Annotated in this window: 18 protein-coding genes; 14 read left to right on the top strand and 4 right to left on the bottom strand. The window is 64.9% G+C overall.

Annotated features, from left to right (window positions below; genetic code table 11):
• The first annotated feature begins 21 nt into the window (after window positions 1-21).
• The 11 genes from AC1VNY_RS13710 (at window position 22) to AC1VNY_RS13660 (ending at window position 14,784) form a co-directional block, all read left to right on the top strand.
• Window positions 22-987: a LysR family transcriptional regulator gene (locus AC1VNY_RS13710; RefSeq protein ID WP_482405527.1), complete on the top strand. Its 966-nt coding sequence runs from the start codon at window positions 22-24 to the stop codon at window positions 985-987.
• A 105-nt stretch (window positions 988-1,092) separates the two neighbouring features.
• Window positions 1,093-2,052 carry an AraC-like ligand-binding domain-containing protein gene (locus AC1VNY_RS13705; protein WP_482405526.1) on the top strand — a complete coding sequence of 320 codons (960 nt, stop codon included), beginning with the start codon at window positions 1,093-1,095 and terminating at the stop codon, window positions 2,050-2,052.
• A gap of 165 nt (window positions 2,053-2,217) precedes the next feature.
• Entirely contained in the window at window positions 2,218-4,245 is a 2,028-nt protein-coding gene (locus tag AC1VNY_RS13700) for a hydantoinase/oxoprolinase family protein (protein ID WP_482405525.1), read from the top strand.
• A 2-nt stretch (window positions 4,246-4,247) separates the two neighbouring features.
• Complete coding sequence (locus AC1VNY_RS13695) at window positions 4,248-6,209, top strand: hydantoinase B/oxoprolinase family protein (RefSeq protein WP_482405524.1); 1,962 nt, start codon at window positions 4,248-4,250, stop codon at window positions 6,207-6,209.
• A 103-nt stretch (window positions 6,210-6,312) separates the two neighbouring features.
• On the top strand, window positions 6,313-7,413 hold the full coding sequence (torT, locus tag AC1VNY_RS13690; protein WP_482405523.1) for a TMAO reductase system periplasmic protein TorT: 1,101 nt from the start codon (window positions 6,313-6,315) through the stop codon (window positions 7,411-7,413).
• A gap of 72 nt (window positions 7,414-7,485) precedes the next feature.
• A complete protein-coding gene (locus AC1VNY_RS13685; RefSeq protein WP_482405522.1) occupies window positions 7,486-9,024 on the top strand; it encodes a sugar ABC transporter ATP-binding protein in 1,539 nt (512 codons plus the stop codon).
• The gene (locus AC1VNY_RS13680) at window positions 9,021-10,037 is read left to right on the top strand and encodes an ABC transporter permease (protein WP_209909430.1); all 1,017 of its coding nucleotides are present in this window, start codon (window positions 9,021-9,023) and stop codon (window positions 10,035-10,037) included. Before AC1VNY_RS13685 ends, AC1VNY_RS13680 begins: the two co-directional genes overlap by 4 nt.
• A complete protein-coding gene (locus tag AC1VNY_RS13675; protein WP_482405521.1) occupies window positions 10,030-11,043 on the top strand; it encodes an ABC transporter permease in 1,014 nt (337 codons plus the stop codon). The genes AC1VNY_RS13680 and AC1VNY_RS13675 overlap by 8 nt, the downstream gene beginning before the upstream one ends.
• The gene (locus tag AC1VNY_RS13670) at window positions 11,040-11,933 is read left to right on the top strand and encodes an FAD binding domain-containing protein (protein ID WP_482405520.1); all 894 of its coding nucleotides are present in this window, start codon (window positions 11,040-11,042) and stop codon (window positions 11,931-11,933) included. The genes AC1VNY_RS13675 and AC1VNY_RS13670 overlap by 4 nt, the downstream gene beginning before the upstream one ends.
• A 16-nt stretch (window positions 11,934-11,949) precedes the next feature.
• Entirely contained in the window at window positions 11,950-12,408 is a 459-nt protein-coding gene (locus AC1VNY_RS13665; RefSeq protein WP_028345066.1) for a (2Fe-2S)-binding protein, read from the top strand.
• Between the two features lie 15 nt (window positions 12,409-12,423).
• Window positions 12,424-14,784: a xanthine dehydrogenase family protein molybdopterin-binding subunit gene (locus tag AC1VNY_RS13660; RefSeq protein ID WP_482405519.1), complete on the top strand. Its 2,361-nt coding sequence runs from the start codon at window positions 12,424-12,426 to the stop codon at window positions 14,782-14,784.
• Window positions 14,785-14,929: 145 nt separating this feature from the next.
• On the opposite strand, the gene AC1VNY_RS13655 is transcribed toward AC1VNY_RS13660, so the two are convergent.
• From AC1VNY_RS13655 to AC1VNY_RS13640, 4 genes are all read right to left on the bottom strand, one after another.
• Window positions 14,930-15,817: a 2-hydroxy-3-oxopropionate reductase gene (locus AC1VNY_RS13655; protein WP_482405518.1), complete on the bottom strand. Its 888-nt coding sequence runs from the start codon at window positions 15,815-15,817 to the stop codon at window positions 14,930-14,932.
• Window positions 15,818-15,941: 124 nt separating this feature from the next.
• The gene (gene hyi / locus AC1VNY_RS13650) at window positions 15,942-16,727 is read right to left on the bottom strand and encodes a hydroxypyruvate isomerase (RefSeq protein ID WP_137479294.1); all 786 of its coding nucleotides are present in this window, start codon (window positions 16,725-16,727) and stop codon (window positions 15,942-15,944) included.
• A gap of 36 nt (window positions 16,728-16,763) precedes the next feature.
• On the bottom strand, window positions 16,764-18,551 hold the full coding sequence (gene gcl, locus AC1VNY_RS13645; protein WP_482405517.1) for a glyoxylate carboligase: 1,788 nt from the start codon (window positions 18,549-18,551) through the stop codon (window positions 16,764-16,766).
• Between the two features lie 181 nt (window positions 18,552-18,732).
• A complete protein-coding gene (locus tag AC1VNY_RS13640) occupies window positions 18,733-19,581 on the bottom strand; it encodes an IclR family transcriptional regulator (RefSeq protein WP_028345071.1) in 849 nt (282 codons plus the stop codon).
• A 238-nt stretch (window positions 19,582-19,819) separates the two neighbouring features.
• Here AC1VNY_RS13640 and AC1VNY_RS13635 point away from each other — a divergent pair, with 238 nt between their 5' ends.
• From AC1VNY_RS13635 to AC1VNY_RS13625, 3 genes are all read left to right on the top strand, one after another.
• Window positions 19,820-20,233 (top strand): CBS domain-containing protein, encoded by a 414-nt coding sequence (locus tag AC1VNY_RS13635; RefSeq protein WP_482405516.1) that lies wholly within the window; start codon window positions 19,820-19,822, stop codon window positions 20,231-20,233.
• A gap of 84 nt (window positions 20,234-20,317) precedes the next feature.
• The gene (locus AC1VNY_RS13630) at window positions 20,318-21,337 is read left to right on the top strand and encodes a 2-dehydropantoate 2-reductase (RefSeq protein ID WP_482405515.1); all 1,020 of its coding nucleotides are present in this window, start codon (window positions 20,318-20,320) and stop codon (window positions 21,335-21,337) included.
• 5 nt (window positions 21,338-21,342) lie between these two features.
• Window positions 21,343-22,125, top strand: a complete 783-nt coding sequence (locus tag AC1VNY_RS13625) for a fumarylacetoacetate hydrolase family protein (RefSeq protein WP_482405514.1) — start codon at window positions 21,343-21,345, stop codon at window positions 22,123-22,125.
• Window positions 22,126-22,187 lie beyond the last annotated feature (62 nt).

Genomic DNA, 22,187 nt, shown 5'->3' with positions numbered 1-22,187 from the left:
GCAAACATCGGAACAACCGCGATGTCCGTTTCTCTGAAACAGATCCGCTACTTCGTCGCCGCCGCCGAGACCGGGCGGATCAGCCAGGCGGCCATCGATCTCAACGTCTCGCAATCTGCGGTCACCGCGGCGATCCAGCAGCTCGAGGCCACCGTCTGCGCCCGCTTGCTGGAGCGCGCGCCGAACGGCGTAACCGTCACCATGGAGGGCAGCCGCTTCCTCTCCCAAGGTCGTCAAATCCTCGCCGCCGTCGCCGAAGCGGTGCGCGACACGCAGATGTCCGCCGGCCCCCTGTTCGGGACGATCCGCGTCGGCGTCACCTACACCGTGTCGGGCTACTTCCTGCCGCGTCATCAGATGCGCTTCAAGGCGAGTTTCCCCGGAATCACGATCGAGCTGTTTGAGGCGCCGCGCGACGTGCTCGAACGCGCGCTCGTCGATGGTGCGCTCGACCTCGCGGTGATGCTGGTCTCGAACCTGCGCGACAACGCCATGCTCACCAGCGAGACCTTGCTGCGATCGCCGCGCCGGCTGTGGCTTGCGCCCGAGCATCCCCTGACCCGTGCCGAGCGGGTCCACCTCGCTGACATCGCGACCTATCCGTACGTCATGCTCACGGTCGACGAGGCCAAGCACACCTCGATGCGCTATTGGAACAACGCTTCACTCGAACCGAAGACGGTGTTCCGCACCTCCTCAGTCGAAGCCGTCCGCTCCATGGTCGCCGGCGGCATGGGGATCGCCATTCTGTCCGACCTGATCTACCGGCCCTGGTCGCTGGAGGGGCAGCGGATCGAGACCCGCGTCATCGAGGACGAGGTGCCCAGCATGGACATCGGTCTTGCCTGGCGTCGCGACACCAAGCCATCGGAGGCTGCGATGGCTTTCCGCGATTTCATGCGCTTTGCGGTTGCCGGCGTCGGGCCGGCCCGGCCCCCCGTCAGCGTCGATCACCGGCACCAGGCCGAGGAGGCCATCGGAATCTAGAATATCAGTTTCCGTTTTATTCGACTTGACGCCGTCCGGCTGTCCTCGCCAAACTTTGTCCGGGGACACGACGACCGGAGGCACAGCCGGCGGCGGGAGTGAGACATGCAAGTCACGTACACGACCAACGACATTCCGTCGCAGACCCGCCGCCAGTACTGGCAGGAGGTCGTCTCGAAGACCTATTACTCGCTCGACCTGCGCTTCCCGAGCACGCGCGACTTCAACGCGCGCCTCGGCGCCTGGTCGATGGGCCCTGTCTCAGTGTCCCGCAACATTGCCAACGGCCTGCTGTACAAGCGGCATGAGCGGCATCTCCTGAGCGAGCGGGAGGAATCCTTCCTGATCACGGTGCCCGAGCTCGCCGAAATCCGTTTCGAGCAGGACGGCAAAGTGGTGCAATGCCGGCCGGGCGCGTTCCTGATCGAACGCAGCCACCTACCCTACGAGTTCAGCCATCAGGATCCGACGGCGCTGTGGTGTCTGAAGATCCCGAGCGCAGTGCTGCGCGCCCGCATTTCCCGGCCCGAGCGCCTCGCGACGCTGCAATTCGACGCCAGCCGCAGCGTCGGCGCGCTGTTCGTCGACACGCTGCGCCTGTCCGGTGAACGGATCGAGGAAATGGACGAGACGGCGCGCACGATGATGGGCAAGCACCTGATCGAGCTGCTTGCGATGGCCATTGAATCCGACGACCGTGTGTTGACCGGTCACTCGTCCTCCGTGCGCAACGGCCATTTGCTGCGTTGCGAGCAGTTCATCCGTGCCCGCCTCGACGATATGCGGCTCACGCCGCAGATGATTGCCGACGGCTGCGGCATCTCGCTGCGCTATTTGCACCAGATTTTCGAGGGCGAAGGTCTGACCGTCTGCGCCTACATCCGCAACCAGCGCCTTTCAATGTGCGACGCCCTGCTGCGCGATGCGAACTGCCGCAAGAGCATTTCGGAAATCGCCTATCAATGGGGCTTTGCCGACCAGGCGCAGTTCAGCCGCAACTATCGCGGCCGGTTCGGATGCACCCCGAGCGAGGCACGCGCCATTTCGCGCACAGCCAACTCCTGAAGACTGTCCTGCTGATCGATTCTTAGGCACACCGCCGCCGGTCTGGGCATGTATGGGCACCGGCACGGTTCGCTCTCTCGCACAAATCTTCCTGCGCTCAGCGTCAAGAACGGAAGCCGCCGCTCTGCCTAAGATCGGCGAAACGCTCGTTCGAAAGGAAGAGGCATGGCGCAGAACCTTCGTGTGGCCGTCGACGTCGGAGGCACCTTCACCGACATCTGCATCATGGACGAGACGACCGGTCTCGTGCGCATCGAGAAGACCTCCTCCACGCGCGACCCGATCGAAGGGATCATGGGCGGCGTATCCAAGGCCGGCATCGACCTGTCGAAGGTGGCGTTGTTCTCGCACGGCACCACTATTGCCACCAACGCGCTGATCACGCGCCGCCTGCCGCGCACCGCGGTGGTCACGACCAAGGGGTTCCGCGACGTCATCGAGATCCGGCGCGCCAACAAGGAGGACCTCTGGGACACCTACAAGGACGTGGTCCGGCCCTATGTGCCACGGCGCGACCGCCTCACCGTGCCCGAACGCGTCGATGCTGCCGGCACGGTGATCGAGCCGCTCGACGTCGAAGCCGCGCGCAGCGTCGCGCGTATCCTCAAGCGTCGCGGCGTCGCCGCAGTCGCGGTGTGCTTCATGAACGCCTATCTCAACGGCGCCAATGAGCGCGCGATGCGCGATATTCTGCTGGCCGAGATGCCCGACATTCCGGTTTCGATCTCCTCGCAGGTGCTTCCCGAAATCTTCGAGCACGAGCGGTTCTCGACGACGGTCGCCAATGCCGTGGTGAGCCCGGTCGTCGTCAACTACACGAGCCGGCTCGGCGAGCGCCTCTCAGACGAGGGCTACACCCGCGACCTTCTGCTGCTGCACACCGGCGGCGGCGTGATGACGCCGGCGAGCGTGAAGGATTTTGCGGCGCGCCTTGCCGGCTCCGGCATCGCCGCCGGCGCCATCGCCAGCCGCCATATCGCCGGTCTTTGCGGTTTCCCCCATTCGATCGGCCTCGACATGGGCGGCACGTCGACCGACGTGTCGCTGGCCTATGAGGGGCAGTCGCGGATCACCAAGGACTGGCATATCGAGTTCGGCTATCCGATCCGCTTCGCATCGATCGAGGTGCTCACCATCGGTGCCGGCGGCGGCTCGCTGGCCTGGACCGATCCGGCCGGCTCGCTGCGCAACGGCCCGCAATCGGCCGGCGCCTATCCGGGACCGGCCTGCTATGGCAACGGCAATACGCAACCGACCAACACCGATGCCAATGTGACGCTCGGCCGGCTTGGCACCGATCTCGCCGGTGGCAAGGTCAAGCTCAACCCCGAGCTGGCGCGGCAAGCGGTCGAGGGCGGCGTTGCCAAGCCGTTCGGCCTCGGCCTGCATGAAGCCGCAGATGCAATCGTCAAGGTCGCCAACGCCAACATGTCGGATGCGGTGCGGCTGATCTCGATCAGTCGCGGCTACGATCCACGCGATTTTGCGCTGGTGGCGTTTGGCGGCGCCGGTGCCCTGCACGGGGTCGACGTCGCACGTGAGCTGGCGATTCCCGTCGTGATCGTACCGCCCAATCCTGGCGTGACCTCAGCGCTCGGTTGCCTGCTCGTCGACATGCAGCACGATTTTTCGCAAAGCTGCATGGCCGACGCCGCCGAGGCCGACGCCACCGAGATCGAGGCGCAGTTCGCCGAGCTCGAGAAAGCCGCGCTCGCGCGGTTGACCCATGAGGGCGTCGCGCAGCAGGACATCGTGCTGCAGCGCTCGATCGACATGATGTATCGCGGCCAGTGGCGTTCGCTTGCCGTCAACGCGCCGCGGCCGATCGGCGCGATCGCCGATCTGGTGCAGAGCTTCCATGCCGAGCATCAGCGCGAATACAATTTCCGCCGCGACAGCGCACCGGTCAGCTTCTTCCGTCTCAATCTGAAGGCAGTGGGGGTGGTCCCCAAGGCCGAGTTTGCCGTTCACGAGCCGACCGGCGCTAGCCCCGAGCCGGTCAGCCGCCGCAGGGTCTGGTTCGAGGGCAGCGGGCTCGATACACCCGTCTATCGGCGCGACGACCTGCCCTGCGGCTTCTCCTTTCAAGGCCCCGCGATCATCGAGCAGGTCGATGCCACCACCGTCGTACCGCCCGGCGCCAGCGCCGAGGTCGACAAATATCTCAACATCATCATCCGCGTGAAGGAGTGAACATGGCCGGAGCTCTCCCGCTCGACCCCGTGACCTTCGAGGTTCTGAAGAACTCCTTCATCACCAGCGTCGACCAGATGGGCGAGCAGGTCTTGAGGACCTGCTACTCCTTCGTCATCTACAATCGCGATTTCTCGAGCGCGCTGCATGACGCCAACGGCGAATGCGCGGCGCAGGGCAACCAGGATATCGCCGTCCACGTCGGCACGCTGCATTTCACCTGCAAGGATGTCATGCGCCATTTCGAAGGCGACATGCATGAGGGCGACGTCTTCGCCATCAACGATCCCTATGCCGGCGGCACGCACTTCTCGGACGTCCGCCTGATCCGTCCGATCTTCGCCGACGGCAAGATCATCGCCTTCAGCCAGTCCAACGGACATTGGTCCGACGTCGGCGGCAGCGTGCCGGGATCGTTCGACGTCGCCGCCCGCGAGATGTTCCGCGAGGGCCTGCGCATCACGCCGGTCCGGCTGTTCGACAAGAACGGCCTGCGCAAGGACGTCGCGCATCTGATCGCCTCGAATACGCGCGATCCGGCCTCGATCATCGGCGATATCCAGGCACAGGCCGAAGCGACGGCCGTCTGCGAACGCGAGATCCTGCGCCTGGTCGGCAAATATGGCCGTGATACCGTCGAGACCGGGCTTGCCGCCGTGCAGGATTATGTCGAACGCTCGGCACGCCAACGCATCGCAGCGCTTCCTGACGGCGAATGGGAGACGGTCGATTTCATCGACCGCGATCCGGCCGGCGGCGAAGGCATGATCCCGATCCGCATCAAGATGACAATCAAGGGCGACCGCGCGATCTACGACTTCACCGGCAGCCATCCGACCATCGGCTCGATCTACAATTCGGCGTTCGGCGCGACCTTTTCCGCCGTCGCCGCCGGCATGAAGACATTCTTCCCCGACCTGCCGCTCAATTCCGGTTTCTACCGCTGCTTCGAGATCATCGCCCCCGAAGGCTCGATCGTCGATGCCAAATGGCCGATCGCGGTCACCGGCTTTCTGATGCCGTTCGAGAAGATCATGAACTCGATCTACGAAATGTGGTCGAAGCTGATGCCGGAGCGCGCGCTCGCTTGCGCGTTCAATCTCGAATATCTGCTCACCGGCGGGCTCGATGCCCGTAGCTCCGACAAGCCGATCTTCATGTTCTATGACTGGCTGCCCGGCGGCTGGGGCGGGCGCAACGGCAAGGACGGCAGCAATGTCACGACCGCCTGCTTCGGCACCGGCCTGATGTCGCAGCCGGTCGAAGGCCAGGAGCGCGCCAACCCGATCCTGACCACGGAATGCGAGATCCTCAAGGACTCTCCCGGCCCCGGCAAGTGGCGCGGCGGCGCCGGCGTGGTGAAGACGTCGCGGATGCTTCAGGCCGAAAAAACCGTGATTTCCTATATCTGCGACCGCGAGCGTGCGATCGTGTGGGGTATCGAGGGCGGCCTGCCGTCGATGCCGCACGGCCTGACCCTGAAGCGCGCCGGCAGCACGTCCGAGGAACGGCTCGGCTCGATCTTCTCGGACGTCCCGATCGGCGAAGGCGACACTTTCTCGCGGCCGACCGCCGGCGGCGGCGGGTTTGGCGATCCGCTTGAGCGCGATCCGAACTTCGTCGTCGAGGATATCAAGGACGACTATGTTTCGGTCGAGCGCGCCGCCAAGGACTATGGCGTCGTGGTGCACGCCATCGACGCCGAGCTCTGCAACTACGAGGTCGACAAGGTCGCGACCGAGGCGCTCCGCGCGAAGATCCGCTCCGAGCGCGTTGCCAATGTCCGGCTCGATCCGGAGCTGGTGGCGCAACGCTATCGCAGCGGGGCAATCGACGCGCTCGACGCGATCCGCATGCACGCGGTGATCCTCGATTGGGGCACCGGCGCCTTGCTTCCCGAATCCACGCGCCAGTTCCGCGAAGTGTTCGAGCGGCGCTCGGTCGCAACATGGAAAGCGGGTTGATAGCCATCGCCGGGCCGCGCTGCCGCCGGCGGCACAGAGCGTTCACGAAAAACTGGATCCGACATCGCCCCTCCACTTTCATTCGAGCCATGAGGATTGTGCTATGACGAGTACGACGTGCCTTTCCCCCAATCGAGTTTGGCCGATCCGCCGCGCGCTCGGCCTTGCCGCAAGCCTCACCCTTGCCGCCGCGGTCGCGCCGGCCGCGGCCGAGACGCCGTGGTTTCCGATGAAGGTCTACGACGCGTCGTCCGGCACACCGAAGCCGGCCGAGTACACGCCGCTGCCGAAGGCCGAGAAGCCCTACAGGCTCTGCGTGCTGTTTCCGCACATGAAGGACAGCTTCTGGGTCGCTGTTGCCTATGGCATCGTCAAACAGGCCGAGGCGATGAACGTCAACATGAACCTCTACGAGGCCGGAGGTTACGAGAACCTGCCGAAACAGCTGTCGCAATTCGATGACTGCATGGCGAGCGGACCGGACGCCATCATCGTCGGCGCCATCTCCGGCGCAGGCCTCAGCAAGAAGTTCGAGGAAGCCAAGGCCAAGGGCGTGCCGGTCGTCGGCGTCACCAACCCGCTGCCGCCGAACGCGTTGCCCGCGGCCAACTACGTCGACTTCGTCGCCATGGGCGAAGTCACCGGCGCCGGCCTGCTGGCGCAATCCAAGCCTGCCGACAAACTCAACATCGTGACGTTCCCCGGTCCGGCCGGCTCTGGCTGGGCGGAGTCGTTCAACGAAGGCTTCAAGAAGGCCGTTGCCAAGAACCCGAACGCCAAGATTCTGGCCGAGAAATTCGGCGACTCCGGCGTCGCCGTGCAGCTTCAGCTCATTCAGGACGCCTTGCAGGCCTATCCCGCTATGAACGTGATCTGGGGCACCGCCCCTACCGCTGAAGCTGCGATCGGCGCCGTTGCCGAGGCCGGCCGAAGCGACCTGAAGATCGTATCGTCTTACGAAAACCAGGCCATGCTCGACGCGCTCAACCGCGGCGACATCCTCGCCTTCGCAACCCAGTATCCGGTCGGCGAAGGCGCCGTCGCGATCGATCAGGCGGTGCGTCTCATCGAGAAGAAGCCGGTCATGAGCCTTGTCCAGCCGATCGCCGCGGTCATCGACAAGACCACGGTACCGAAATTGCAGATGGACCTCGTGCTGGCGCCGGCAAGCTGGACACCGGTCTATTCGGTCAAGGCCAAGTAAGCCGCTTGCGAATGGTGCCGGGTGGGAGCACCTGCTCCTGCCCGTCTTGCTCACGGCCCAACGGAGACGCGGATGGATGTCGAGATCGCCCCGAAGCCTGCCGAGCCTCTGCTTCGATTGCGGGGGATATCGAAGCGCTTCACAGGCGTTCGCGCGCTCGACCGGGTCGACCTCGACGTTCGTGCCGGCGAACTTCACGTCCTGTTCGGCGAGAACGGCGCCGGCAAATCGACCCTGATCAATGTCGTCTCGGGAACGTTTCCGCCGGACGAAGGCACGTTCCATTTTGGCGATGAGGAGATCCATCATCTCACGCCGCAGCGGGCCCGCACGATCGGCATCAGCCCGGTCTTTCAGGAGTTCTCGCTTATCCCGAGCCTCACGGTGGAAGAGAACCTGTTCCTTGGCCGCGAGGTCACGCACGGCGGCGTGCTGCGCTCACGCGAGATGCGCAAGCGCGCCGGGGCGCTGATCGACGAGCTCGGCTTCGATCTCGATCCGGCGCAACGGATCGACAACCTTTCCCGCGCGCACCAGCAGATGGCCGAAATCGCCAAGGCGCTGCTCGGCCGCGTGCGCCTTTTGATCCTTGACGAGCCGACCGCCTCGTTGACGGAGCGCGAGACCGGACGGCTGTTCGAGCTGATCGCGCGCCTGAAGAGCCAGAATGTCGGGCTGATCTATGTCTCGCATCGCATGCGCGAAATCCGCGCCCTTGCCGACCGTGTGACGGTGCTGCGCGACGGACGCCACATCCAAACCCTCGACGCCGCCGGCTCGACCGACGGCGAGCTGGTGGAACTGATGACCGGCCGCAGGATCGACCTGCTGTTCCCGGCCATCGCCCACCGGCCTGACAAAATGATGGTCGACATCGAAAACCTGACGCTCGCGGACGGCAGCGTTCAGGAGGTGAATTTCCATGCCCGCGCCGGCGAGATCACCGGCATCGCAGGTCTCGTCGGCTGCGGCAAATCGGAGCTGATCCGCGCGGTCTACGGCATCGAGCCCAAGGCATCAGGCGTGATCCGTATCGACGGTCTGCCTTACGAATTCCCGACCCCCAAGCAAAGCCTCAAGCGCGGCATCGCCTATTTTCCTGCCAACCGGGTTGCCGAAGGGCTCGCGCTGTCCCGTCCGATCCGCGAGAACGCATCGATGACGGTGCTCGACCTGCCCGCGTTCGCGCGCTTCGGCATGCTGCGGCAGGCCGTCGAACGCGCCACGATCGCGGACATCATGGAGCGGTTGCAGCTGAGGCCGCCGAACATCGAAAAGAGCGCCGGCGCGCTGTCCGGCGGCAACCGTCAAAAAGTGATGCTGGCACGCGCGCTCACGCGTGAGCTGACCGTGTTCCTGTTCGACGAGCCGAGCGTCGGGATCGACGTCGGCGCCAAGCTCGAGGTCTACCAGTTCATGAAGCGCCTGGTCGAGGCCGGCGCCGCCGTGATCGTGGTGTCGTCGGAATTGCCGGAGGTTCTGGCGCTGTCGAACCGGCTCTACGTCATGCATCACGGCCGCATCGCCGCCGAACTGAAGGGCGCCGAGAAGACCGAGCAGAACGTGCTGTCGAGCTTCTTCCGCGACCATCTCGCCGCGGAGGTCGCGTGAACACCGCGCTGGTCACCGCAAACCCGCAAGGCGCGATCGGTCTGCGATCGATCGCAGGCCGTGTCGGGTTCCTGCCGGCCCTGCTGGTCCTGCTCGTCGCCGGCATGTCGGCGGTCGATCCGCAGTTCTACGGCATCATCAACATCCTCAACATCCTGCGCAACGCGTCGCTGCTCGCGATCGTCGCCTGCGGTCAGGCGCTGGTCATCATCGCGGGCGGCTTCGATCTTTCAGTCGGCGCCGTCGTGGCGCTTGCGAGCGTCGTCACCGCCAAGACCATGGCCGCCGCAGCCACCGCGTTTCCCGGCAACAACGCCCTCATCATTGCCAGTGGGATAGCGGCCGGACTCGGCTCCGGGGCCGTGGTCGGGCTCGTCAACGGCTTCTGCGTGGCGAAGCTCAAGGTATCCGGCTTCGTGGTGACCCTGGGCACGATGTCGGCGACTGCGGGCGTCGGCCTGATGATCACCAACGGAATCCCGGTTTACGGCATGCCCGACATCTTCGTGAAGGGCTTTGGGCGCGCCCAGGCGCTCGGCCTGCCGACCGCCGTCCACGTCGCGCTGGTCATCATCATCGTGATGGTGTTTGCGCAGCGGCGCACACTGTTCGGCCGTTACGTCTACGCAATCGGCGGCAATGTCGATGCGGCCATCGTGTCGGGCGTATCGATCCAGCGCCACGTCGTCGGCACCTACGTTGTCTCGAGCATGCTCGCGGCACTGACCGGCATCCTGCTGACCGCGCAGGTCGGCTCCGGCCAGGCCAGCTTCGGCGGCGACCGGATGATGCTGCAATCAATCGCGGCCGCCGTGATCGGCGGCGTCAGCTTGCGCGGCGGCGTCGGGCGCATCGAAATCGTCGCCATCAGCGCCCTGTTCCTGACCATCCTGGGCAATGCGCTCAACCTCCTGCACGTCGACTCCCGGCTGCAGCCGGTCTTCCTCGGCGTCATCATGGTCGCAGCCGTGGCACTGGACGAACTCAGCCGACGGAGCAAGGCTCGTGTCTGACCTCGAATTGTCCGTCGCCTCCAAGAACGCGGATCGCCCGAAATTGGCGCCGGGTCGATGGCTCTGGAGCGCCGTGCTGCCGGTCGCATTGGTGGCCCTGTTGCTCGGCTTCGCGGCGGTCGACCGCGGCGTGTTGTCGCCGGCCAACCTGCTCAACATCGCGCAGCAGACCAGCTATCTGGCCTTGTTCGCGATGGCCCAGACCGTGGTGATCCTGACGCGCGGCTTCGACCTCGCCCTCGGCCCGACCGTATCGATGGTGAGCGTCGGCACCGCGCTGGCGATGGCCGGCGCCACGGCGTCGGGCCATGGTACAGGCGCCGTGCTGCTCGCCGGGCTCGCTGCCGGTTTCCTGCTCGGCACCGCGTGCGGCCTCTTCAACGGCGTGGTTATTGCGCTGCTCGGGGTCAACCCCTTCGTCGCAACGCTCGGCAGCTACAATATCGCGATCGGAGTTGCGACCACGCTGTCGTCCGGACGGCCCGTGCAAGGCGTGCCGGCGCCGTTCTCGCAGATATTCTACGGCGGCAGCGTCTTCGGTATCCCGGCGGCCATCGCGATCACGGTCGGGGTCGGCGCCGTGCTCCATTGGACCCTGACGCGGACGGTGTTCGGCCGTTCGCTTTACCTCATCGGCACCAACCCGCGCGCAGCGGCGGTCGCCGGCCTGCCGGTCAAGCGCACCCTGATCGCGACCTATATCCTGTGCTCCGGGCTTGCGGCGCTCGGCGCGATCATGATGACGGCGCGGACCGGATCGGGCGAGCCGAACCTCGGCGGAGCGCTTTCACTGCAGGCGATTGCCGGCGCCGTGGTCGGCGGAACGAGCCTGGCGGGCGGGCGCGGTGGAGTCGGCACCGCAGTGCTCGGCGCCCTGTTCATCACCATTCTGTCCAACGGCATGAACCTCACCCGGATCGACGGATACGTCCAGATGGTCGTGCTCGGCGCGATCGTCATCGTCGGCGTTCTGCTCGATCGCCTGCGACTGGAGCGGCGCCAATGACGACGGGTTCTCCCATGCAGAGCGTCGCTAGCGAGACGCACGAGGCACCTGCGTCGATCTACGTCGCGCCCTCGCTCGCTTCCGCACTCGACGCACTGAGCGAATTCGGCGCGGCCGGCGCTGCCTTTGCGGGCGGCACATGGATCATGCGGTCGCCGATCCGCCACGAACGGTTGAAGCCACACTATGTCGCGATCGGCAAGATCGCCGAGCTGACCACGGTCCGTATCGACAGCGATGCAATCGAGATCGGCGCGGCGGTTACGCATGCGGCACTCGCGGCGGCCCTGGCCGATCTTCCGGAATTCGCGGTCCTGGTCGACGCCGCCGGCCGCTCCGCCAATCCCGCGATCCGCGCGATGGCGACGATCGGCGGCAACCTTGCGACGGCGGAATTCGCCGCAGCGGATTGCGTGCCGGCGCTGCTCTGCCTCGATGCCCAAGTCGAAATGTCCGCACGCGGCAGCCGCGAGCGCATCGGCCTGGCGCATTTCCTGAAGATCCGATCGTCCCTTCCCCCCGGTCATCTGGTGACGCGGATCATCTTGCCGCGGGCGGCGCGCAAAAGCGCCCATGCTCGCCTGCCGCTGCGCAAATCGGGTGACTACCCGGTCGCCATTGTCAGCCTGTCGGTCAGCATCGATGCAGCGGGCCGTATCCAGGCGGCATGCGTCGCGGTCGGTTCAGTCGAGCCGGTGGCGCGCCGCTGGGAGCGGCTCGAGGCCGCGCTCATCGGACGTCCGCTCGATGCGGCGGAGGCCGCGCAGACCGCGGCCGCGTTGGCGGACGAGTTCGTCGGCCGCGACAGCGTTGATGCCCCGGCCTGGTATCGGGTCAGCGTGCTACCCGGTCTCGTCCGCCGCGCTGCGATCGCAGCGCTTGGCTCCTGAATTGGTGGGGATCGACATGGGATTCAACTTGACCGTGAACGGCGATCATCTTTCCTCCGCGACCGATCCAGCCACGCCGCTGATCGACATTCTGCGCGAGGAGATGCATCTGACCGGCGCGAAACCGGTCTGTCGCGAGGGCTTTTGCGGAGCCTGCATGGTGCTGGTCGACGGCGAGCCGACGCCATCGTGCCTGTTGCCCGCCGCGCTCGCCGATGGCCGCGAGATCCGCACCGTCGAAGGCCTCGCGCCTCACGGCGAACTGAACCGCATCCAGGCGGCCCTCGAGGCCAGCGATGCGGTCCAATGCGGCATGTGCTTTCCCGGCATGGTGGTGAGCCTGACGCATCTCTTGACGACCCGGCCTGACGCCACCCGTGACGATATCCGGGCGGCACTGACCGGGAACATCTGCCGCTGCACGGGATACGAACGCATCGTCGAGGCGACGCTGCTCGCCTTGGCCAACGCATAATCGGGAGGCGCAAGCATGTCCGACGTTTCCGCGACGATGGATTTGCGCCGGCGGGACGCCGCCGACAAGCTGCGTGGCCGTACGCGCTACACCATCGATCGATATCTGCCGGGCATGCTGCACGCCGCGGTGCTGCGTGCCGGCGTGCCCTCGGGCCGGATCATTCGCCTCGACACGTCGAGGGCTGCCCGCATGCCGGGCGTACGTGCGATCGTGACGGCGGCGGACGCGCCCGGCATGATCGGCATCGGCATCGCCGATCACCCGCTGTTCGCCCGCGATGCCATTCGCTACGGCGGCGAACCGCTTGCCACGGTCGCAGCCGTCACGTTGGCGCAGGCGCAGGCCGCGCTCGCGGCGATCGACGTGGAGATCGAGCAACTCCCCGCAATATTGACCATGGCGGATGCGCTGGCACCAGATGCGCGGCTGGTTCATCCGGACTGGTGCAGCTATGAGGTGCTGCTCGAAGGCGGCGCGCGTGCCGGCAATGTCGCCTGGGAGGCGACCGTCGTTCGCGGCGACGTCGACGCCGCCTTTGCGCGGCCTGACGTCGAGATCGTCGAGAGTCTCTATCGCGTCGGCCGGCAGAACCACGTGGCCTTCGAGCCGCGCGCGGTCGTCGCAAGCTATGAGGACGGGCGCTTCCATATCGAGACGTCGACGCAGGTTCCCTGGAGCGTCCGCAATGCAACCGCGCGCGTGTTGGGCGTGCCGGCGTCGCAGGTGCGCGTCACCGTGCCGCCGGTCGGCGGCGGCTTCGGTCTCAAGTTCGATCTGGCGGTTGAGCCCTTCGCCGCCCTCCTCGCCCGCGCCAGCGGCCGGCCGGTGCGCCTCGTCAATTTCCGCGAGGACGAGATGCTGACCTGCCTGTTCCGCGAGAACGCCGATATCCGCATCCGCTCGGCGGTGACGCGCGAGGGAGAAATCGTGGGCCGCGAGGCGGTCGTACTGATGGACTGCGGCGCCTATGGCGGCGAACAGATCTTCCTGACCACCATGACCGCCCACACGCTCGGCGGAAACTACAGGCTTGGCAGCGTGCGCATGGTCTCGCGCGCGGTCTATACCAACACGGCGCCGAACGGTGCGTTCCGCTGCTGCAACGGGGTCTACAACACCTTTGCGCTCGAGCGGCACACCGACGAGATCGCAGCGCGGATCGGAATGGATCCACTTCTCTTCCGGCGTCGCAATGTGCTCGGCGACAAGGATCTCGGCGCCACCGGCCAGGTATTCGAGGGCGATGTGCTCGGCCCGATGCTCGACCGGATGGATACGTTGCGCGATGCGGCAGCGCCGCTGCCGGCGCGCACCGACGGCAAGCTCCTTGGACGTGCGACCACCGTCGGCACCTGGTTCGTCTTCGTCGGCCCGTCGGCCGCGACGGTGAACATGAACGCCGACGGCACGGCGACCCTGGTCACGTCGGGTGTCGAGATCGGATCCGGCTCGATGATGCAGAGCCTGCCGCAGATCGTTGCCAGCACGCTCGGCATCGCGCCCGAGCAAGTGATCGTCCGCGCCGCCGATACCGATGCGGCCGGTTACGATGTCGGCGTCGGTGGCGGCCGCACCACCGTCTCGCTCGGCGCAGCCAGCCTGTCGGCGGCACAGGAGGTCCGCACGAAGCTCTTGAGGATCGCCTCCGAGATGATCGAAGCCGCACCCGGCGATCTCGTCATGCGCGATGGTCGGATCGAGATCGCGGGCGCGCCGGGCTCCGGCCGCACCGTCGCTGAGGTCGCGACCCGGGCTCAAGCGCTGGGCGGACCGGTCGCCGGCACCGGCGCCTTCACCGGCGCCGGGGTGCCGGCGATGCCCGGTTGCGTTGCCGGTCATTTCATCGACGCGATCGACATCCCCGTCTTCGCCGTCCACGACTGCGAGGTCGCCGTCGATCCCGAGACCGGGCATGTCGAGGTGCTAAGCTATCGCGTGGTCCAGGACGTCGGGCGTGCGCTGAATCCACGCGCAATCCATGGCCAAATCCAGGGTGGCGTCGTGCAGGGTCTGGGCTACGCCCTGCACGAGGAGGTGACGATCGGCAGCAATGGCCGTGTCAGTCAAAGCGGCTTTGAGACCTACCGCGTACCGCTTGCGCTCGACGTCGTACCGGTGGAGATCAGCCTCTATGAGGGCGCGCCGTCGATGGGGCCGCTCGGCACCAAGGGCGCCGGCGAGGTGCCGATCCTCAATGTTGGCGCCGCCGTCGCCTGCGCCGTTGCCAACGCGACAGGAAAGCGGGTGCAGGAATTACCCCTGACGCCGCCGCGCGTGCTCGAACTTCTGCTCGAGCGCAAGCCGGATCTGGCACTGTCTCACATTGCCGAGGTGTGGACGGACAACCTTGTTCGTCCTCACGGGGCGCTCTAGGGACACCGGAAAATGCCCAGCAAGCGATCCGAACCCCGAACGACCGACTTGGGCGCCAGGCGCCTGATCCGTGGCGGGTAAGCGCTACCGCCTCCCGCGCACCGACCGAGCCCGCGATATTTTCGTCCATTCCCCTCCGCGGCGCTCAGGCAGCCGCGACCTCGTGGCCAGCCATGACTTCCAGCGCTCTCAGAATAGCGGAATGGTCCCAGCTTTTGCCGCCGAGGGCCGTACAGGCGTTGAACAGCTGCTGGGCTGCGGCAGTGCCTGGCAGCGACAAGCCAAGCGCGCGCGCACCTTCCAACGCGAGGTTGAGATCCTTCTGATGCAGCTCAATGCGGAATCCCGGATCGAAATTGCGCTTCAGCATGCGATCGCCGTGTACTTCGAGGATTCGCGACGACGCGAAGCCACCCATCAACGCCTGGCGCACCAGCGCGGGGTCGGCCCCCGCCTTGGAGGCGAACAGCAACGCCTCGCTCACTGCCTCGATGGTCAGCGCCACGATGATCTGGTTCGCAACCTTGGTGGTCTGGCCGTCGCCGTTGCCGCCGACATGCGTGACATTCTTCCCCATCGTTTCAAACAGGGGCTTCATCGCATTGAACGCCCGCTCGCGCCCGCCAACCATGATGGTCAGGCTGGCCGCCTTTGCGCCAACTTCGCCGCCGGAGACCGGCGCGTCGAGATAGTCGGCCCCGAGCGCATCGATCTTGCGTGCAAACTCCTTCGTCGCCAGCGGAGAGATCGAGCTCATATCCGCCACGATCATGCCTTTGGAGATGCCCTCCGCGACGCCGCCTTGACCGAACAGCACGGCTTCGACATGCGGAGTGTCCGGCACCATGATGATCACGGCGTCGGCTTCCTGGGCCACCTGCTTGGCGGACTCGCAAGCGATGCCGCCGGCTGCAATCAGCTCGGGCGCAAGGGGGACGACGTCGTGCAGGAACAGGCGATAGCCGGCAGCCAGGAGGTGGCCTGCCATCGGACGTCCCATGGTGCCAAGTCCGATGAATCCGATGTCTTTCATTGTCGTTGCTCCTGTCAGGCGGATGAAGGCGTTTTCCGGCGAGCTAATCTCGGCTCGCGTGAAGAAAACGCGTCAAAACAAAATTCCAGAGCTCCGTCCCGATTCAATCGGAACGGAACAAGCTCTAGGTCACGAAAGTCTGCGCGGCGTGCCAGCCGAGGCTCTCGAGCGTGGTCGTCCGCGGCTTGTATTCGCATCCGATCCAGCCCCGATACCCGATGCTGTCGAGATGCTTGAACAGATAGGAGTAGTTGATCTCGCCGGTTCCCGGCTCATAACGCCCCGGATTGTCGGCGAGCTGGACATGCGCGATCCGGCCGAGATGCTTCTGCAGGGTCCGCGCGATATCACCCTCCATGATCTGCATGTGATAGATATCGTACTGGATGAACAGATTGGACGAGCCCACCTCGGAAATGAGCTGCACCGCCTGTTCCGTACGGTTCAGGAAGAAGCCGGGAATATCGAGCGTGTTGATCGGTTCGACCAGGAGCTTGATGCCGTGCTGGCCGAGCGCGCCGGCAGCGAAGCGCAGGTTGGACACGAGGACGTCCTGCAGTTCTGCCCTATCCGTATCGGCCGGAGCGATGCCCACCAGGCAGTTCAGCTGCCGGCAATCCAGCGCCTTGGCATAGTCGATTGCACGCACCACGCCGTCGCGAAATTCATCGACCCGATTGCGCAGGATCGCGATGCCCCGCTCGCCGGCGGCCCAGTTGCCGGCCGGAAGATTGTGCAGCACCTGGGTCAGCCCACAGCGCGCCAATTCCTCCCGCAACGCGCCCTTTTCGAAGTCATAAGGAAAAAGATACTCGACTGCGTTGAAGCCGGCGGCCTTGGCGGCCGCGAACCGATCGAGGAACGGCAGCTCGTTGAAGAGCATGGTGAGGTTGGCGGCAAATTGAGGCACGGGTCGTATCTCCGCTTGTAGCGTTGAAAGATGTCGTCAGGCCGGCAACAGCGTGCCGGATCGTGACGCGCTCGGCACGTCATCGAGCGGGAGATCGAGCACCTCCTCGAATTCGACGATGTTGTCGATCTCCGTTCCCATCGCGATATTGGTCACCCGCTCGAGAATGAACTCCACCACCACGGGCACGCGATGCTTCGCCATCAGCTCGCGCGCGGTCGCGAACGCCGCCTGCGCGTCGTTCGGATCGGTGACCCGGATCGCCTTGCAGCCCAACCCTTCCGCAACGGCCACATGGTCGACGCCGTAACCGCCGATCTCGGGCGCGTTGATGTTCTCGAACGAGAGCTGGACGTGATAGTCCATGTCGAAGCCGCGCTGCGCCTGCCGGATCAGGCCGAGATATGAATTGTTCACGACGACGTGGATGTAGGGCAGATTGAATTGCGCCCCGACGGCGAGCTCCTCAATCAGGAACTGGAAGTCGTAGTCACCCGACAGCGCGACAATGTCGCGATCGCGATCGGCGGCGCGCACGCCAAGCGCGGCCGGCAGCGTCCAGCCGAGAGGGCCGGCTTGGCCAGCGTTGATCCAGTTGCGTGGATTGTAGACGTTGAGGAACTGGGCGCCGGCGATCTGCGACAATCCAATCACGGTCACGTAGCAGGTGTCGCGGCCGAAGGCCTTGTTCATTTCCTCGTACACGCGCTGCGGCTTGATCGGGATGTTGTCGAAGTGGCTCCTGCGCAGCATCGAACGCTTGCGGTCGCGGCAGGCGGCGGGCCAGGCCTGCCGATCGCGCAGCCTCCCGGACTTCCGCCACTCCCTGGCGACGCTCACGAACATTTCCAGCGCGGCCTTGGCGTCCGAGACGATACCGAGATCCGGATTGAAGACCCGTCCGATCTGCGTCGGCTCGATGTCGACATGGACGAATTTGCGACCCTTCGTGTAGGTCTCGATCGAACCGGTATGGCGGTTGGCCCAGCGATTTCCGATGCCGAGCACGAAGTCGGATTCGAGCATCGTGGCGTTGGCATAGCGATGGCTGGTCTGCAAGCCGACCATGCCTGCCATCAGCGCGTGATCGTCAGGAATGGCGCCCCACGCCATCAGCGTCGGAACCACGGGAACGTTGACAGCTTCGGCGAAGGCGACCAGCAGCTCGGAAGCATCGGCGTTGATCACGCCGCCGCCCGCCACGATCAGCGGCCGCTCCGCGGCGTTCAGCATGTCGAGCGCCTTCTCGATCTGCTTGCGCGTCGCCGTCGGCTTGTAGACCGGCAGCGGTGAATAGGTCTCGTCGTCGAACTCGATCTCGGCCAATTGCACATCGAGCGGAAGATCGATCAGCACCGGTCCCGGCCGCCCCGACCGCATGACATGGAAAGCCTGGCTGAACACGCGGGGCACCAGCGCCGGCTCGCGCACGGTGACGGCCCATTTCGTCACCGGCTTTGCGATCGACTCGATGTCGACGGCCTGGAAATCCTCTTTGTAGAGCCGCGCCCGCGGCGCCTGACCCGTGATGCAGAGGATCGGAATCGAATCCGCTATCGCCGAATAGAGCCCGGTGATCATGTCGGTGCCGGCGGGGCCCGATGTGCCGATGCAAACGCCGATATTACCCGCCTGCGCCCTGGTATAGCCTTCCGCCATATGCGAGGCGCCTTCGACGTGCCGCGCCAGAATATGACTGATCGAGCCGTTGCGCTTCAGTGCGGAGTAAAGCGGATTGATCGCCGCGCCGGGAACGCCAAAAGCGCAAGTGATCCCCTCGCGTTCCAGTATGCGGACCGCTGCATCCACCGCTCGCATCTTCATGTGATGATCCCGCTTCGCTATGAGTTGGCCTGAGCAGGATCATCAGGCCCGCGAGCATCGATCTCAACGCAATCGATTGGAATTTCCGCGCTGTGGCAAGGCTCGCGATTTCTTGCGCCTCTTCAATCGATTAGCGCCAGCGAAGAAGTGGAAATCGTTAAGGACGAAATTGCGGCCCGCCTTACGCCTGCGCTTGCTGCGTGCGGTTCCCGCGAAGTTCGGCTGTGAGTTCGGCCGCGATCTGGTGCACGATCGTACCGATCTCCGGCAAGCGTTCGTTCGTCAGCCTGTCCGCCATGCCCGATACCGAGATCGCGGCATATGGCTCGTTGCAGTCGTTGAAGACGACCGCAGCCACGCAGCGCAGGCCGAGGCGCGCCTCTTCATCATCCACCGCATAACCCTGACGCCGCACGCTCTCCAATTCCTTGAACAACTCGCCGGGCCGTACGATCGATTTTTCCGTCAGCCGCGGCATGCCCTGACGGCGAATGATCGCGTTGACGTCGGCATCGGAATAAGTAGCCAGCACCGCCTTGCCCACTCCGGAAGCGATCATCGCGACGCGCCCGCCGACCTTGGTCAGCGAGCGCATGATCTCGCGGCTCTCGATGCGGGACACGACGATGATGGATTCGTCATCGACCACCGCAAGATTGGCCGTTTCCCTGGTCTGGTCGCGCAGCTTGCGCAGATAAGGCAGCGCCTGCGCGGCAAAATTCCGCCGGCGCACGAAGGTAGAGCCGACCACGAAGCTTTGCGCGCCGATGTGCCACTTGGACTCCTCGCGGTCGAATTGCACGAACCTGCGGTTCTCGAGCGTGGTCAGCAGACGATGAACGGTCGAGGGCGACAGGCCGGTACGGATCGCCAGGTCGGTCAGCCGATAGCCTTCATCATCCTCCGCAAGTGTCTCCAGGATTTGCATGGCGCGATCGACGGACTGAACACCACCGTCGCGTACGTCCTGCTCCGGCTGCGCGCGAAGATCGGGATCGGACGGCTTGCGCCGGATCGGCTCTCTTTTCATCACGACCTGACCCTAACCGGTTGCGGTTCAGAACGAAATTGCCCATGCAGAACGAGTGCTTGGATTGGCATATGGCATGCCAAAATACCCAAGAGTCAAGCTGATCGAACTCTCGAATAGGTCAGTATTTTTGCCATTTCTATTACAAAACTCGCCGATTCTTTTGTTTGACTTCTGGGATAATGTATACCACGATTATTTCGAAACGACCTAATCACGCAACCGGGAGCACGCTGCCATGTACGTCGGGGACATCCTTCGCAACAACAGTCCGCACCTGGTGGCGATCGGCTCGAACGAAACCGTGAGCATTGCGGCGAACCTGATGTACGCGAGCAATGTCGGCGCCCTCGTGGTCAGAAGCGCCTCGCGCAGCAAGGACGCCGCGGTGGTCGGAATGTTCAGCGAGCGCGACGTCGTTGCTGTGATCGCCGAGCGCGGCACCAATGGTCTTGCCATGAAAGTCGCGCAGTTCATTTCGCCGCGACCGCTGGTGTCCTGCAACTCGCAAGATGCGCTCACGGATGTCGAGCGCCTCATGGCCCGTCACGGGATCCGCCATATCCCCGTCATCGACAACGGCCGGCTCGTCGGCGTCGTGAGCATGCGGGACATCACCCTTGCTTACGAGGAAGCCGCCTGCGCGGCCTGACAGGTTACCCAAGTCCATTGCCACGCTACTCGGTTCGAGCCGCTGCGGCTCCTGCTGTGTCCCCATTCTGCTTGCGAGGATCTCATGAGAATCTGCATCTACGGCGCCGGTGCGATCGGCGGCTATCTCGGTGTCGAATTGATGCGCGCTGGTGCCGATGTCAGCCTGGTCGCGCGGGGCGCGCATCTCGCCGCAATGCGGCAGAACGGCCTCAAGCTCCTGATCGGCGGCGAGGAGCGCGTCGTGCATCCTCGCTGTACCGATAACCCCGCCGAACTCGGCGAGCAGGATTACGTCATCATTTGCCTCAAGGCGCATTCGATCACCGGCGTCATCGAACCCATGCAGCCCCTGCTGGGTCAGCGCACACGCATCGTCACTGCCGTCAACGGCATTCCCTATTGGTATTTCCACAAGCACGGTGGTCGGCACGAAGGATCGACGCTCGAGAGCATCGATCCTGGCGGTCGGCAGTGGAACGAGTTGGGCCCCGAACGCGCCATCGGCTGCGTGGTGTACCCCGCCACCGAAATCGAGGCGCCCGGCGTGATCCGCCACGTCTACGGCAACAACTTTCCGCTGGGCGAGCCCTCCGGCGAGATCACGTCCGACGTCCAGAAACTTTCCGAGCTGTTCGTGGCCGCGGGCATGAAAGCGCCGGTCCTCGACCGTATCCGTGACGAGATCTGGCTCAAGCTGTGGGGCAACGTCTGTTTCAACCCGATCAGCGCCCTCACCCACGCGACCCTCGACGTGATCTGCAGCAATCCCGGCACGCGCGCGCTGTCCCGGGCGATCATGCTGGAGGCCCAGGCGATCGCGGAAAGCCTCGGCGTCAAGTTTCGGGTCGATGTCGAACGCCGCATCGAAGGTGCGCGCAAGGTCGGCGCGCACAAGACCTCGATGCTGCAGGATCTCGAACGTGGACGTCCGGTCGAGATCGATCCGCTGATCACCGTGGTGCAGGAGATGGGCCGGATGACTGATATCGCGACGCCCGCCCTCGATGCGGTGCTGGCCCTGGTCGCACAGCGCACCAGGTTGGCCGGCCTCTATGACGGGGCGGCCGGCGCCGCAGCAGCAGAAACGCTGGCGGTGGCGTGATCCCGATGGCCAATGTTACGCGCTGGGTCCGCTTCCGCCGCCATGCCAAAATCGGCTTCGGGCAACTCACCCCGTCCGGCATCTCCGTGCACGAAGGGGACATGTTCGGCGACCCGCGACCGACTGGACAAACGCTGGCGCTGGAAGACGTCGAGCTGCTCGCCCCGACGCAACCGAGCAAGATCATCGCGCTCTGGAACAATTTTCACGCGCTTGCGGAGAAGCTGAAATCACCTGAGCCTGCCGAACCGTTGTACCTGTTGAAGGCGCCAACCAGCGTCACCACGCCTGGCGCCGTCATCAGGCGCCCCTTGGGCTATGATGGCAAGACGACCTACGAAGGCGAGCTTGGCATCGTCATCGGCAAAAGCTGCACCGCGGTCGCGCCCGAGCAGGCCGACGCCTTCATCTTCGGCTACACCTGCACCAACGACGTCACCGCGGCAGACATCCTCAATCGCGACCCGACCTTCCCGCAATGGGCACGGGCCAAGGGCTTCGATGGATATGGACCCTTCGGTCCCGTCATTGCCTCAGGTCTCGACCCCGCACGCCTTGTGGTGCGCACCATCCTGAACGGCGTCGAGCGCCAGAACTACCCGATCGCGGACATGATCTTCAGCGCACAGACGCTGGTCAGCAAGATCTCGCACGACATGACGCTGTTGCCGGGCGACCTGATCTGCTGCGGGACATCGATAGGCGTCGGGGTGATGAAGGAGCCCGTCAACACGGTCACCGTCGCGATCGACGGAATCGGCGAGCTGACCAACGAATTCCGTCAGTAGGCGGCGGCGGGCGACAGCCCGACGCAGCCGGCCCAAACGACGATTATCTGCCTCAGGAGCGC

This window comes from Bradyrhizobium ferriligni, assembly GCF_056837965.1.
Note: the sequence above shows the minus strand (reverse complement) of the source record. Positions and strands in the feature narration are given on the sequence as shown.